We start from the raw sequence: 15,193 nt of genomic DNA, 5'->3' as shown, positions 1-15,193 counted from the left end.
CTGCGGCCCCTCCGCCATGAGGACAGAAGTCAGCAACGGGAGCAGAAATAGCAAAACCCGACGCACCATGCGGAACCATATGTGCTCGACTTGGCATGCACAGGCAAGGATTTGTCGATAAAGAAACGACTTTATTTCAATTCACAAAGTCCTCAGCAGGGACCTTTTGCGAGGCGTTTGCCCGTCCGGATGGAGGCGGCCCCTGTCTCATGAGAGGATGTTCAGGGAAAGCTTGGCGCAAGCGTCCGCCTATAGCGACTCTCCCATGTACGCCCCCTCCCCGGTTACCCATGCCCAAGCCACGGCAGGATGTGCGCGCCAGCCACCGCGCGCTGGAAGTTTGTCGATCTGGCGCGGGCAATGCAGGGATGAAGTACGGGGCGAGGATAGACTTCTCTCATTGTCGCTTTTCCCCCCCCCCCTCCCCCCCCCCCCCCCCCACGGAAATCTGGACAGAATGGCATGCATCCGGCACCTTCTTACGTACCTTTCTCTGAATGTCTGACGCCCCCCGGACTCGTCGATGCGCGTGCCCCAGCCGCGCAGGGTTGCTTGGCTCTCCGTGGCGTGCACGACACGACAGGCGGAGGAGCAAGGATGAGAGCGTAAGCAAGATGCGGAGCGTCATCGGCATGGGCAGCATCGCGCTGGGGGTACTCGGGCTGGCCCTGGCGCAGCCGGCGGTCGGGCAGTCTGCACCCCCGGCCCCACCTGACTCCCCTGCCCCCTCCTACATTCTTCCGACCGAGCCTGCGGATTCCCCCTCCCAGCCTTCCGTTACCCCTACCTCCACCCAGCCATCCAACTCCACCCCCAAACCCTGGGCGGAGAAGGACACACGGCTGGCGACGGAGTACCTGAATCTCCTCGTGGAGAAGCCGGAGTACGGGCGCGTGCTGGAGCTGCTCTGGGACCTGTACGAGAAGCACCAGTCCACGGCCTTCCTGCTGGAGAGCATCGCCACGCAGGCGAAGGTGCAGTCGCACCCGAATGTGCTGCTGGTGCACGCGCATCTGCTGCGCAAGGCGGGCAAGTTCTCCGAAGCCACGACGCGCTATGACGAAGTGCTGAAGCAGGAACCTGCCAATGCCATCGCCCTGCGGGCCCGCGTGGATCTCGCCCAGGGAGCGGGCGAGCATCTCGCGGCACTGGAGTTCATCCGAAAGCTGGCTGCGACGTATCCGGAAAAGGACCCCGCGCGCGCCGTGCTGATGCTGGAGGAGGGCCGCATCGCACTCGCAGCGGACCGGCGCGAGCAGGCCGCTGCGGCGTGGGAGAAGGTGGCGGCCCTGCAGCCGGACCAGGCGGGCATCACCCGTGAGGCTGCGCAACTCATGCTCGGTGCAGGTTTCCTGGAGAAGGCAGTGACGCTCTACCGCAAGCTCGCGGAGTCCAGCGACCCGGCAAAGCGTCTGGATGCACTCTATGATCTCTCGCGCCTGGAGGAGCAGGCAGACCAGTTCGACGATGCTGCGGCCTCGCTGCACCAGGGCCTGGCTCTCCTGCATTTCAAGGACTGGCGCTACGGACAGTTTTTCCAACGCCTCGTAAGGCTCCATGAGCGCTTCAACCAGCTTGACTCGCTGAAGACGGACCTCATCAAGGCCGCGCAAGAGGAGCCGGTGCGTGAGCAGGCGCTGAGTGATGTGGCGCGCTTCTCCAGCCTCGTCGTGGATCTGGGCGAGCGTGTGAAGTGGCTGCGCGCTCTGGTGCAGGCCTTCCCAAACTCCACAGAGTATCGCTGGGATCTCGTGCGCGCTCTTTTCGAAAGCGAGGAGCACATGGAGGCTGCAAAGCTGCTGGATGAATCCCTGAAAGGTGACCACACCGACCCTGCTGCGCTGGTGCTGATGCGTTGTGAAGCACACCTCCAAGCGAAGGAGCAGGCAAAGGCCGAACAGCGTCTGAAGGACCTGCTGGAGAAACAAGGCGGTTCTCCAGAGGTCGAGAAGCTGGTGCTGCAATTCGCCCAGCAGCGCTCGCTGGATAGCGTGGTCGAGCTGGTGCTGCGCGCTCGCGTGCGTCGTGATCCGGAGAAGACAGAGCCGGTCTTTGAGCTCGCCTCATTTCTTGTGAAACGTCAGCGGGACAAGGAGGCGGTGGAGGTGTTTGAAACGTGGCGGAGCCTGCCTGGTGCTTCGGCAGAGGAGCAGCATCGCCGACTCCGAGCCATCGCCTCTTTCTTCAGTGCATCGGGGAAAATGGAGCAGGCGGAATCCTTTGCCGTGCGGGCCACCCAAGGGGACGCAGGTCCGGCGGACTTCCTCGCGCTGGCAGACATCCTCTCCCAGCGCAGTGCCACGGAGGAGGCGCTTACTCTACTGGAGAAAGCATGGACGCTCAGCACCTCGCACGAGCAGCGGCTGGAGGTGGATGAGCGCATCCTTGCCATGCTCTCCGGAGACCAGGCGCTGCGGCCGCTCGCGCAGGCGCAGCCCACGCCGGAGTTCCGCCTGCCGGCCATCTTCACGGGTGAGGGATTCGGCTCGGACGCTCCTCCACCTCAGCCCAAGGCGAGTGTGCCGCAGGCGGTGCTGGACTTTGCCCTGGGTCAGGCGACGGGCGTGTATGCCGCCGAGCTGCAAGACGTGCCACGGGCCAGCCACCATGCGTGGAGCCTCGCGTGGCTGGAGTCGACACTCCACCCGCTCATGCCTCCACGCGCGCCGATGACGGCGGAGCGAGTCTTCCGCGCGGCCTGGTGGGCCTTCCGTGCAGACCAGATCCAGCTCGCATACGACCTCATCAGCCTGATTCATTTCAACAAGGGGCACCAGTGGGTGACGGTACCGGTGGAAGTGGAGAAGCTGCTGCTCGATCTCGCCACCACGGACAAGAACACCGCGCTCTCCATCCGCCAGCTCAAGCTGCTCTCCACGCTGGATCCTGAGAACCGCACGAACTACCTGCTGCGTCTCGCCGAGCAGGAGGGGAATCGCCCTTCCTTCACCGACTTCCGCCCCATGGCGCCGCCGCGTGATCCGGATGTGAGTTTCGCGAACCTCGGCCGATTCATCGAGACGCGCACACACGCGCAGGTGCTGCGCTCGAATCGCTCCACGCTGGAAGGCGGCAATCCGCGAGGACCCGCGGAGGCCATCCGCATCCTTGAAGGACTCATCCGCGAGGAGCCGCGCAATGAAGCGGTGCTCTCCTCTCTCTCGCAGTACTACCTGGAGACAGGCCGGCGTGATGAAGCCATGGGCCTGTGGCAGAAGGCGGCGAAGGATTCGCGAGGCGGCGCGACGCCGCTGCTGGAGCGTTATGCGGAGATCCTCATCGCCCAGCGCCAGCACAAGGAATATGTGGAGACGCAGATGCAGCTCCTGGAGAGGGAGGCGGATGTGAAGCGCCGCCGTGATCTCTTCTCCCGCGCGCTGGAGCGTCTGCTCTGGGCGGATGTGGTGCAGGGCAGCCTGCCAGATGGCGAAGTGACGAAGCGCCTGGATCTGCTGCTCACCGCGCTGCAGGAGCGCTCGCGTCATGCGCCCTTCGAAGGCTTCTGGCATGAGGCACTCGCCGCTGTGCATGAGAAGCAGGGCGATGCCACCAAGGCCTTTGCCGAGATGAAGCAGGCGTACTATGCAGCGCCGGACACCCCCTTCTCCCTGGAGCAGCTCCGCACCGCCGCACTGAATGCAGGCGACCTGCGCAACGCGATCTACTTCCAGAAACAAATCGCCGCCACCGCACCCCAGGCGCGGGAGACCGCCGAGTGGCGCGAACTCGTTTCCCTGCTGGAGCAGGACTTCCGCATGACGGAGGCAGATCAGGCACGCCGCCGCCTGGAACTGCACTCACTCCAGGATCCCGCGTCGTTGGAAGAACTGGCGCAGCACTATGAAGAGAGCGGCCAGGCAGAGGCGGCACGGCGTGTGCATGAGCAGCTCGCCCGCGTGCGCCCGTGGGATGTGAAGAATCTCCTGCGTCTCGCCCTGCAACAGATGGACATGGGGGATGACACTTCCGCCCAGCAGACACTGCTGCAACTCCTGCATCACTCCAAGGCACCCGCCGCCATGGCAGGCATGCAGGTGGAGCGCCTCCCATGGCCGCTGCTGGATGAACGCAAGGCGCAATCCATCGTGCCCATCACGCTGCTGAACTCGCTGGACAATGCCCCGGGGCTGGACCAGCCCGAGCGTGATCGCTTGCGCACCTTCCTGGGCCTGCCGCGTGGGGAGTTTGCCTTGATCCCTGAAGAGCCTGCCCAGGTGCGCCTGCGTGCGCTGGAGGAGCTGATGCACCTGCGCCGCAAGGCCGACCCGAAGGCCACGACGGAGGAACTGCTGCGCGATACCGGTGAGAAGTCCGACATCGAGCTCGCGTGGACCTATCGCTATGCAGAGGCGGGTGAATCTTTCCGTGCCCTGGTGAAGGCACGCTTGGGAAATGCGAATACGCTGGAAGCTCAATTCCTCCAGGTGTGGCTGGGCATGCGCTCGCAAGGCATGGCAGAGGTGCTCGCGTGGGCTTCCTTCCCCAAGGGCAGCGAGGTGGAGCGGAAGCAACGCCGCGGCGTGCTGCAGGCCGTGTGCCACATGCTGGCGGAGGACAATACCTTTGTACTTCCTGTGGATTCGGCACGCCAGATTGGCGAGTCACGACTGTACAGCAATGCTGAGCTCATCGACATCGCGCGGAAGCTGGAGTCACGCCAGCGCTATGAGCCCGCGTACGCTCTGCGCAATCTCGCCATGCAGAATGAGAGCCGTGGCAATCTGGGCGCCAGCCACTGGAACCTCTCCCAGGTGGCTGAGCTCATGGGGCGTGCGGACTTGCAGTACCATCATCTGCTGCAGGCATGGCAGGCCCCCATCATGGCGGGAGAACCGCAGGCACTGGACCTCTTCATCAACAGCGCCGCTCATCTGGTGCGGCTCGCGCCCTCCGCCGCCGAGCGGGAGCGCGTGCTGAAGGAGAGCTGGCAGCGTCTGCACGAGCTGCCTCCCTCCGGACTTGGCGCGCTGCGTGAGGTGCGTCTGCTGGGGCTCGCCGGAGCCGAGGGTGCCGCAGGGCAGAAGCTGGAGGAATTTCTCTCACATGACTTCCTCTGTCTGCGCCCCTTTGCCGAGCCGCTCATGCGGGCGCCATCCGGCTCGGTGATGCCGGGACCGCGCATCGATGAAGTGAACCACATGCGCAGCTACTGGGACAACGCCCGCGAACTGGGTGATCTGCTGCGGCAGGAAGGTCTCTCCCAGGCCGTGCTGGATTCCGAGCACATGGTCAGCGAACGCCTCGGCGGCATCGCCAACGGCCCGAAGTCAAATTTTGAATACAGTGCATGGAAAAACCAATCCCTGCTACGCCAGCTCCGCCCCGCGAGTCATCGTGAGCGTGTGCGGCTGGTGCGTGAGTATCTGGAGGGGGATGACTCTGTGGATGCGCTCACAGAGCTGGGAACCTTCCTCGACCTGAATGGCCTGCCACGCGTGTGCATCGAGGTGTATCGACGCCTGCCTGACCGCTCGCCGCAGAATCTGGAATACTGCGAGCAGCTCCTGCGTGCGTGTGAGAACTCCTGGGAGTGCGCGGCGGGCATCCCGTACATCGAAAAACTTTTCGCCGCCGACTTGCAAAGCCGTCCGCTGAATCTGCCGGAGAATTTCCTGGAGGCGAAGCACGCGAAATTCCTCGCACGCCTGCAGGACACCCTGCAGCTGAAGCTGCGTGCCTTCCGCGGAGTGACCACGCCGCGCCCCACCGGCCCGCGTGAGCCAGTGCAGGTGCCTTACCTCAAGGAGCTGGCCACGCTGCTGGAGCGTCGGGACGATATCCCCGGTGCGCTCGCGGCATGGGAAGAGCTGGCAGACCTCTGGCCGCAGGAGGTGGAAGCGCATCTGCACCGCGCCCGCCTGCTGCTCGCCCAGGGGAACATGCCCCGCGCACTCGATGCCGTACGCAAGGTGGACCTCTCCAACCTCTACAGCGATGCCACACGCGATACGCTGAAGCTGCGCGCGGAGATGGTGGCCGAAGCCGGTCTGTGGGATGAGATGCGCGAGCTCATGAATCTGGTCACACGTGGGTCCAACTCCGGCGGCCCCTCAGACGTGGGCATGGTGGCTCGCATGCGCCTGCAACCCACCCAGGCGCTCCACACCGGCAGCGTGCTGGAGCTGAGCCGCGTACTCGCAGCGCACAAGCGTACCGTGGAAGCACAGAGCCTCCTGCTGCGTGCAGAGCGCGCGATCAAGGAACCCGCTGAGCGCTTCCGCCTGCGGCTGGAGCAGCTCAAGCTGGAGGCCGCTTCGCCGGACTGGGACCCGGTGCGCCAACCCACACGCGTGACTGCCGTGCTGCGCATGGACTCGCCGGATGTGCTGGTGCTGCGCGATTGGGTCCGCTTCATGACGAAGGAAGCCCAGGGCCCGCGAGCCGCCTCCTGGGTGAAAGCCATCACGGCACTGCCCCCGGGCACCATCGGCTCACTGGGACTCGCCACGCTCGCACAGCGGCTGGAGGAGAAGGACGTCCCACGCATCGCAGAACCCTGGCGGGGGAAGGCGGACATCGTGGCCGCTGTTTCCCAGAAGCTCGCCGTGGAGACGCTGCTGAAGCAGAATCGCCCCACCTGGGCGCTCGCCGTGGCCACCATGGGCGACTCGCTGCGCGATGCCCCGGTATTCAGCGCGGTGTATCAGGCCATGGGAGACAAGCATGCGCTGCAGGAGTTCTTCTCCAAGCTGGTGTGCATGACTTACCCCGGTGGCACGGACACCATCGGCCACATGGAGGCCCTGGATGCCTGCGGCCGCACCGATCTGGCGCTCGCCCTTGCCGCCACCGCCATGGATCGCAGCTGCAGCCGGGGCGAATTCCACCCGGAGCTGGCGCTGGCCTACGCCGGTCTGCTGACCCGACTGGGCCAGTACGAACAGGCGGAAACCCTCCTGCTGAAGGAGCACGAAGGCATGGACGAGGAACTCGCCGACGCCCTCGCCACCCTGTACCGAGCGTGGAACAAGCTTGACCGTCTGCCCGCTGAGCTGGCAAAATTCCAGCTCCCGGATGGATTGCTGCAGGAGACCTTGTTCTTGGGCAGGAATCCGCCAGGGAAAACATCCCCCGCTCCCTGAGCCTCCCCCCACCCTGCCCTGCTCCTGCGAATGACCCATCGTGCCCCCCGCCTGACTTCCCTGCTCTGTGCCCGCGTCTGCCATCTGGGAGGCATGCCCTTCGCGCTCTTGATTACCCTTTGCGTCGCCCTCGGCCCCGGTCTCTCCTCCTGCAGCAGCAACTCCAAGCCGAAGAAGAACTCGCCCGCTGCCGCGAACTACGCGGACATGAAACTGGAGCAGCGCATCACCTACCAGATTCGCAACCGCGACAAGGTGCAGACCGGTCTCGCTAAGAAGGCTTATAACGCCGGCAAGGAAGTGGAGAGCGGCAACTTCAAGACGAAGGAATTCGCTGGCAGCAAGATGTTCCACAACAAGAAGTTCAAGACGGACACCTACGCCCAGGCGGACAAGAAGAGCGGCTTCCTCAACAAGATGTTCCAGGGCCATGACAAGGAAAACGCCATGGCCGATGACCAGTTCAAATCCCCCCTCAACCGCTACGGCGACAAGAAACCCTGGGACTACGACAAACGCTCCAAGGCCGAAGGCGATGTCTTCACCACCCGCTCCGAGCCTGAAGCTCTCAAGAAGCAGGAAAAAAACATCCGCCCCCTCATCCTCGAAGACAGTCAGAACTCCGGGTACACGGAGTTCGATATCCAGAAGCTGCTGAAGAAGGATTGAGTAACCGCACAAGAATAAGAACAGCTAGCCGACCGAAGAATCGGTCAACTGTTCGCAATAATCATCCAAAAAAATTGAGCGTTTGCCTCAATGGATCACTCCTGCATGGCGACCCCATGTTCCTTCAAAAACTCCAATACCTTGGGCCGATCATACGGGGATAAAACCAACTCGCGGTTGTTCACTCGCGAAACAATTTTAAACTTACACGGATCGCCCATGCGGCGGTTGGGCACAATTGCGAGAATGGTGAAAGGAAAAAAAAGTTCCCCTCCCAGGCTCCATGAAGTTGCGCCAATCCCGTCTGGGTAGAACCGGAGGTCGGTGTACCCATTGCCCACGAACCCAATGCCAAATTGGCCAAGCTCCATCTTTTGAAGGCAGGTTGGTGGAATCTCACGAAAGACTCCACCAGCCCGGCGAGCAACGCCCTTAATCGGATTATCCAGAAGAAACAGAATGAGGATGATAGATCCGATTAGGAATACAGCAAATATCGCAAAATAGGTCACAAGTCCTTAGTATAGCACAACGGGCCAACGCACGCCTTGAACGTACCAGCGCTTTGCCACTCCATTGAGTAACCACTGCTCACCGGCTTGAAGTCTTGCATCCAGCACCTCTGTTCATTGCACTTTATCATGTATGACAGAGTCGTGGATGTCCACGTTCCTTCCAAGCTGAGCTCGCCCAAGGTATATTCCCACTCACCGATCCAACTCTTTTTCTTGGCGGTTGCTTCTGCCCCTCCCCAGGCCGAAAACTGCAACGTGAGAGGTATGGGCGCACCCCATTCCTTTTCGTTGGTGCACGGATTAGGGCCGACCTCAATTCCACCCGAACCAGAGACAATTCCCGTCCCCTTGAGACCGAGGAACCCTCCGATCTTCCAACCACCTCCTACAGGTATCTCTGGGATATGATACCCCCCTTTGACTTCAATTTTTCCGGTGAAATTGATGCTCCAAGTACCTGTCCTTACGTCCTTTTTCTTTTTACCACTGCAACAGTAGTTACAGATTTCCCCTTTGAAACTCGCTTTGAATCCCGCTTCAAGGGTAAGCGTTATGCCCCACCCTATGCCCTTGCTGAGAAATGGGGGCGACGAAATTTTGAATTGAGGCAAGCTGACCTCAAACGTTTGACAATCGCACTTTTTCGGATCGTACCAAGCCAATCCCAGCACGTCTACTTCGTTCACCGGATCGTTCCCAACCATGCCGTAGAGGTTGAAGCCGCCCTGTTCTTCAATCGGGTCTCTGTTGAGCCACCTTCCGAGTTCAGAAGAGTAATACCGATAACCAAAGTAGCTTAGCCCGGTCTCCCTATCACGGACCTTGCATGAGAATTGGCATTGGAAATCATTGACCATCGGTCCGCTGGACTCATTCACCCTTCCGAAAGCATCGTACTTGTACTGTGCAACAATAGCTCCCGCGCCATCCAGATACTCACTGACATTTCCATTGCCATCCATCACTGGGTAGTAGTCCTGGCTTGAGGAAACCTCATTCACCATCAACAAACCTCCCACTCCACCCGCCGCTTTGGAATTCAGCGAAAGATCCTTGCCCCAAACATAGGACGAGAGAAGGGTAACGCCACCCGTGGCACTGAACTCACCAAGAAGGTTCCACCCGTCATAGACGAACCACACATCGGTCACGCCTTGAATGGCGGCCGCCGTGGTCTTCTTGTGAATGCGCCGCCCCACATAATCGTACTCATAACTCGCAACCAGCACGTTGTCAGCGCTCCGGCGGACCTCGGTCAGACGGTTTTCGCCATCCCACACATAACGGAACACACCATTCGGCGAGATCTGTCCTGCGTCCGTCAGAAGGTTTCCGTCGTCATCATAGGTCGGCAGAGTACTTGAAGGCGTGATTTCTATGTATTGATTTACAGCGTTTGTCTCATACTCCGCCGGACCTGTAGAGGACCCTCCGGTGATCCTGTTACCTGCGGAGTCGTAGGTATAGGAGCGGTTGAGAGTGGTCGAAACCGAGTGCGTTTCCGATGCAACCTGTGCCAGCTTGTCGTAAGTCCAACTCAAAGAATCTCCATTGGAAAAGGCATCGCCGGAGCGAGCCACACTGGAGCGCAATCCCCTTGCGTTCACTGTGTAGTCAAATCGTGAGATCAGCGAGCTGTCATGACGCGCATTCTCCTTGATATCCAGAACGTCTCTAAGGGGCTCCCAGGCATTCGTAACGACGTGCGCCGGTCCCTCTACGGAGTTCGTCAGGCGAGGACTGGCGGGCTCATAGTTGTAAGTGAACGTGCGCGCTGTCAGGCCAGGAGTCGTTCGTGAGACCGTTTCAAGCCGGGCTGCGGCGGCATCGTATGTATAGGAGACTTGGTGCTCAATTGTTCCACTGGCTGTTTTCAAACGGGTATGGCTGGCTCTTCCCAATGAATCCGAGAGATGTTCTACCCAGCGCTCTGAATCGTAGACGGGATATTTTTCCCCTTGGAGTTCAAGTGTCGCCGCGTTGTATTCGAGATCATACTCACGCAATGACGCTCCCGCACCTTGTCTGACCAGCTCCACGCGCCCAAGCCGATCATACTCGTAATCGAGTGCTGGCGTGAATCCGTCTGAATAAGACACCGTGTCAAGCTGTTCAAATGCAGTGTAAAGATAGGTCGTCACGACGTTCCTGGCCGAAGTGCGTTTCCAGAGGCGGCCATTTTTATGATAAGTGTACAGAGTGCTTTTCCCGTCAGCGGACTCCTTTTCCGTGGGCAACCCGGTCGCGTCGTCATAAACCCAAGTGGTTGTGTCCGGGGTTAGGTTCGTCATCGGCCAAGAAGCCAGCCCCAGCCACCCACCATCCTCCACGGCCCTGCGGTAGGTTTTCATTGACGTACGTTGTCCATAGGCATCGTACTCGAAAGTGATCGGCAAGGTCGATTCCCCCCATGTAGTAGCCACCTGCCCTCGAGCTGTGTATGTCCGCCGTTTGACGCCGGCAGACGTTGTCACGGCCGCAATATTGGGTGCTCCAAAGGTTCCTTGAGCCACAAAGGTAAGCGAGGTGGTGTTCCCCGCTGGATCTGTTGCTGACTGCACCAGAGAGGAATTGGGTGCATATTGGATAACGGACTCTGCTCCAGCATGGCGTGGCTCCTTCGTCCCCACCATTCGTCCTAGCGCATCCCACCTGGTAAATGTGGAACCGTTGGCTCCCGGTTGTCTCACCTCTACAGTCCGGTCCCAGTGACGCACCTCCTTGAGGAGATCGCTGCTTCCCGGACTGGAAGCCTCCAGAATGGCGATGCCGGTATTCGGGTCATAGGTGGCTACCTGATCGAGCTGGTTGCCTCGAATGTCGATATATCGTGTTCTCGACACTTCCAATCCGGTGAAGCCGGCGATCAACTGTCTGGACGTTGCGGTCCGGACCCACGTCGCGGCGTGCAGGCCACTATTGGGATACACGAACTGGTCCGACACGTGCCACAAGAACATCTGGCCTTCCACTTCTTCCAGTACCATTGAACCAAGGAGTTGGCCCACTCGATCACTGGATGAGATAACATCGATGGAATTGGCATTCGGCCGGATCGTGATTGCCTGGTAGTCAAGCACGCCGAGGGAATCATATTGACTAAGCTCAACAGGTCCGGATGTCCCCTCTCCTGTAGAGCTGGAAGCGCGCAGAACACGATCCGTTCCACCATCGTACACATAGGTGTACACCACCGTTCCACCTCCAAACGCAGGTTTTGCGACCCGAACAACTCTGCCCAACATGTCCGTGTCCGTTTGAACCCATCGCGGCCCTTCGTTCACGGCAGTGTATTCCGTCTTGGTAATCCCCCCTGCAAGGCGTACCTGATATTTGCAAAACATTGCGACAGTGGCATTCCCTGACACTTCTTTCATCTTTCCATCACGGTACTTGACAGTCTTCACGATGGCGCCTGAAGGCAGCGTAGTAGTGGTTTCAGTCCCAGCAGCGTTGTAGGCATAGGTGGTGGTGTAGCCAGCCTCGTCCGTTTCTGACTGGACACGCTGACGCATGTCACGCGTAGTCGTCTTCACGAGAGAGAGTCCTCCTGAGGATACAGTTCTGGTGGTATTCTTGTGCCAGGGCATGGAATGCGAAGAGGAGCAAGTGGCGCTTCCGGACATTCCCAAGGTCGAAGTAACCGTCTCCGGCTGCGCAGGATAAGTAACTCCGGCGGTCAGCGGGCTCGTTTGGGCAGCATGCGCCAAACGTGTGACGGTAGTTTGGCTGCCAAATGCGTCATAGCCGTAGGTCACGGTAACGCCAGTCTCATCCGTATGCGATGCCTTGCGAGGTCCCGCCCAATAGCTCGTGCTAAGCACACGACCGCGGTTGCTCAGGAGGTCTGTTTCCACTGACTGGAACAACTGGCCTTCCGCATGGTATGCATGCGAGATCCGGCGATAGTCCACGAACGCAGTATCCAACCAAACGCCAAGAGTTTCAGAACGATCTCTACCCAGTCCATCCACCGCCGTTTTGGTCCGCTGGGTTTTCCCAGGGACCGGTTGTCCGTCCCCGGTCAAGGGTCCCATCACCGTGGTCGTGAAGATGGGGTCGTGAGGTTGGGTTGTATCCAGCTCATATTCGTACCGCGTCATGGTCCCATCGGCATTGCGCACTTCGAGCACACGTCCCACGTCCAGCGCAGGGTCCTGAGGCCCGTAGTAGGTCGTCACCTTCCGACGATTGCCCACCGCTCCATAGAGGGCACCGGCATGAGCTGCTTGTTCTTCGATCTGTGTATAGCGATCTCCGTTTGCACCATCTGTATAATCTGCCAGGAAACTGCGAGACAGAATCAACCCTCCTACCGACCTTGTCATCGTACGGGGTCGTTCATCTCCAGGACGCACCACATCCTCTGGAATGAGAGGCTCGTAACCGTAGATGTCGACCTGTACCTGCCCAGTGACATTGTCCAACCATGGCAATTCACGCCGGCTCATTCTTCCATGGTCGTCATATTCATAACGGAAGATATTCCCCTCGGCAGTCTTCTGGAGGATCAGCCTTTTGTAGCTGGGTTGCCTCGGATCGGTGCCGTACTGCTCAAGACGGCCGATGGTTTCTATCTGGGCAGTGGCGCTCGACTTCTCCTGTATGTCGCCATTCACCCAGGCTCCCCAGCTAGTTTGGGTTTGTGTCATCGTACTCCGGTAGAGTTCATTGTTGCTGCCATCCTTATAGATGCGCGTGATCTTGCGCGCCTTGCCGCCCGAATGGTCGGGAAGGTCTTCGAAGACGCGTGTCTGCGTCACAATCGGAGTGCCTGCGCCATCCTTGGTCGTGAGCGTCCAGTCCTCCGTAGTGGTGGCGTAGTCGTATTGATTGATGGTGGTCAATGTCGTGCTGGCATTGGAGGCATTCCGCGAGAACTCTTCCGTCTTGGCACTCAGAGAGTTGGCGCTTAGTGCGGTGATCGTCACCTTTCGGCTGGGCTTCTTTCCAACGACAGAATAAAGGGCCGGAGTTCCCGTTTTCGCTCCATACTGACCAGGCATGTAGGTGCTGACGGAGTAGTTGATGAGGCTGGGTGGACTGGTCGGCACCACATCCAAGAGACCGGCCTCGGTGCGAACCTGCCGGATGACGCCGTTGACTTGAATAATCTCTACCCTGCCGGTATCAGGAAGAGCCAAGACACGGCCTGTACGTGTGGTGTGCTGAACCGGCTGACCACCGGGAAGCGCGTAGACAATGATACCTCCCGCAGCACGGTACTGCCGTATCTGCACTGCTGCTCCCGGATCGCCAGTGACCTGCCCCATGGCGTCCAACAGCTCGATACGCGCCTCAGAGTCGCCCTGCTGGCCGCTCGGAACACCGATCGTCTTGCCCTGAGGAATCTCAAACGTGATGGTCAAGCCAGACGCCTGCTCAATATCACAACGCAGCGCGATACCCTCCGCGGGTGATGCCTGGAAGCTCGTGACCTGCATCGTGGCGAGACTGTGGTAGCGCAGGCGGCTGATGGCCGCCATGCTAACCGGGGAAGCCCCGCTATCAGGCTTGGTAACATAAAGCCAAAGCTTACCCCCTTCCATCCCAGGTTCGAAGGGAAAGGCGCTCAGAGGGAATTCCATATCGATGCTTCCAAGCTTCTCATTCTTTTTGCAGCAGTCCTCGTTGGAGTTTGCACTGCTGCCCTGAGGTGCAGCTGGAGAGTCGGAACCTGGGTTCTGGTCGAGCTTCGAATTCCCCGGCGGATGGGCAGGCGGCGAATTGACGGCAGGATTCGAGGAGCCGCTGGCCTCTTGTCCAAACAAGGAAGCAGATGATGCCAGCCACCCGCAGAGCCAGATGCCGAACATGGTCATCTGAGCGGGGGAACCGAGACGCGACAATGCAGACCGGAATCGGGTGCGTGAGCGAGTTCTGGAGGGGAGGTTTCTCATTGGTGCAAAGTCGAATTGTAAATTTTGGGGGGCGGGCCAGCTTCAGCGCTGGCCGTTCTCTGCCTTGATGCGCAGGCCAAGCATCTTCAGCGCCTCATCTGTGGCGGGCTTCAGAAGCGGGTTCTCGCTGAGCTTTGACAAGACCTTCGTCGTCAGGTCCGGATTGCCCACGAAGCCCGCTGCCGAAATTGCGGCCATGCGCAACTGGAGTTCCCTCTGAGGATCAGCTGCTATTTTGAGTGCTTCTTCCGGCAGCTGAGGAGCACCGAGCATGACCCCCGCACGCATTGCTGAAACGCGAACCGCAGGGTGGCTTTTCTTGTTCCGGAGAATTTTCAGAATCTCGCTGGAAACCTCTTGGCTCGTGACAGTGGCCACCTGTCGTCCGGCCGCGTCGGGTGACTCTGGAACGTCCAGGGAAGTGAGTGGTTTGCCATCCAGTCCACTCGATGCTCTCGGTGGCAGAAACAACCTGGCCAAGGCCAGGAGAGCGCTACCAGCCATTTCGCGTTCGGGCTGCTTGATGGCCTGCCACAAGGCCTTCTCGATGGCTTCTCTTTGTGGAAGGCGGGGTTCGCGCCACCACACATAGACCATTTGCTGCAGCGCATAGTCTCTGATGAGCGGCGCCGCTGTCGTGGAGGACGCCACACGTACCAGGGTCTCACCCAATGGCTCCGGCAGGGGTCGCTGTCTAAACAGGAGATTGACCAGTTCATTGAAAATGGCTGCTGCGTCTCCTTCCTGATAGGAGGCTGGCAGGGGCTTTCCCAAGATGCCGAGAATCTCTGCAATTTCATTCTGGGTCGGGGCATGGCGTTCGTCCAGATTGAGGAGCAGAATGGGAACATCCGATGGGACCTGACCCTGCTGAATCAACCTGAGTACCGGAGCAACCTCCGTGATGGGACCACCTTTCGGGACCTCCTGCGAGCGAAGGGGTTCTTGGCCAGCTACTACAGCGACCACTCCTGATGCCAGAAGACAGGCGGTCGCTGACGGACACATACGGAATAACCGTCGCAAA

The 15,193-nt window shown here is 59.9% G+C and carries 6 protein-coding genes; 3 read left to right on the top strand and 3 right to left on the bottom strand.

Features of this window, described 5'->3' with window-relative positions; genetic code table 11:
* Nucleotides 1-614 precede the first annotated feature (614 nt).
* Both DES53_RS20820 and DES53_RS20815 read left to right on the top strand, forming a co-directional pair.
* Nucleotides 615-7,082 carry a tetratricopeptide repeat protein gene (locus tag DES53_RS20820; RefSeq protein ID WP_113960246.1) on the top strand — a complete coding sequence of 2,156 codons (6,468 nt, stop codon included), beginning with the start codon at nt 615-617 and terminating at the stop codon, nt 7,080-7,082.
* A gap of 93 nt (nt 7,083-7,175) precedes the next feature.
* Nucleotides 7,176-7,751: a hypothetical protein gene (locus tag DES53_RS20815; RefSeq protein ID WP_113960245.1), complete on the top strand. Its 576-nt coding sequence runs from the start codon at nt 7,176-7,178 to the stop codon at nt 7,749-7,751.
* A gap of 95 nt (nt 7,752-7,846) precedes the next feature.
* Here the strand turns inward: DES53_RS20815 and DES53_RS20810 are convergent, their stop codons facing one another.
* The 3 genes from DES53_RS20810 to DES53_RS20800 all read right to left on the bottom strand — a co-directional run bounded on the left by DES53_RS20810 (nt 7,847) and on the right by DES53_RS20800 (nt 14,940).
* Nucleotides 7,847-8,263, bottom strand: coding sequence for a hypothetical protein (locus tag DES53_RS20810; RefSeq protein WP_113960244.1), 417 nt, complete (start codon nt 8,261-8,263; stop codon nt 7,847-7,849).
* Nucleotides 8,260-14,082 (bottom strand): RHS repeat domain-containing protein, encoded by a 5,823-nt coding sequence (locus tag DES53_RS20805; RefSeq protein ID WP_170157265.1) that lies wholly within the window; start codon nt 14,080-14,082, stop codon nt 8,260-8,262. The genes DES53_RS20810 and DES53_RS20805 overlap by 4 nt, the downstream gene beginning before the upstream one ends.
* A 126-nt stretch (nt 14,083-14,208) precedes the next feature.
* The gene (locus tag DES53_RS20800) at nt 14,209-14,940 is read right to left on the bottom strand and encodes a hypothetical protein (protein WP_147263519.1); all 732 of its coding nucleotides are present in this window, start codon (nt 14,938-14,940) and stop codon (nt 14,209-14,211) included.
* 39 nt (nt 14,941-14,979) lie between these two features.
* Between DES53_RS20800 and DES53_RS33115 the strand changes: the two genes are divergently transcribed.
* On the top strand, nt 14,980-15,141 hold the full coding sequence (locus tag DES53_RS33115) for a hypothetical protein (RefSeq protein WP_170157264.1): 162 nt from the start codon (nt 14,980-14,982) through the stop codon (nt 15,139-15,141).
* The last annotated feature ends 52 nt before the right edge of the window (nt 15,142-15,193 follow it).

The sequence above is a fragment of the Roseimicrobium gellanilyticum genome, assembly GCF_003315205.1.
Taxonomy (GTDB): domain Bacteria; phylum Verrucomicrobiota; class Verrucomicrobiia; order Verrucomicrobiales; family Verrucomicrobiaceae; genus Roseimicrobium; species Roseimicrobium gellanilyticum.
Note: the sequence above shows the minus strand (reverse complement) of the source record. Positions and strands in the feature narration are given on the sequence as shown.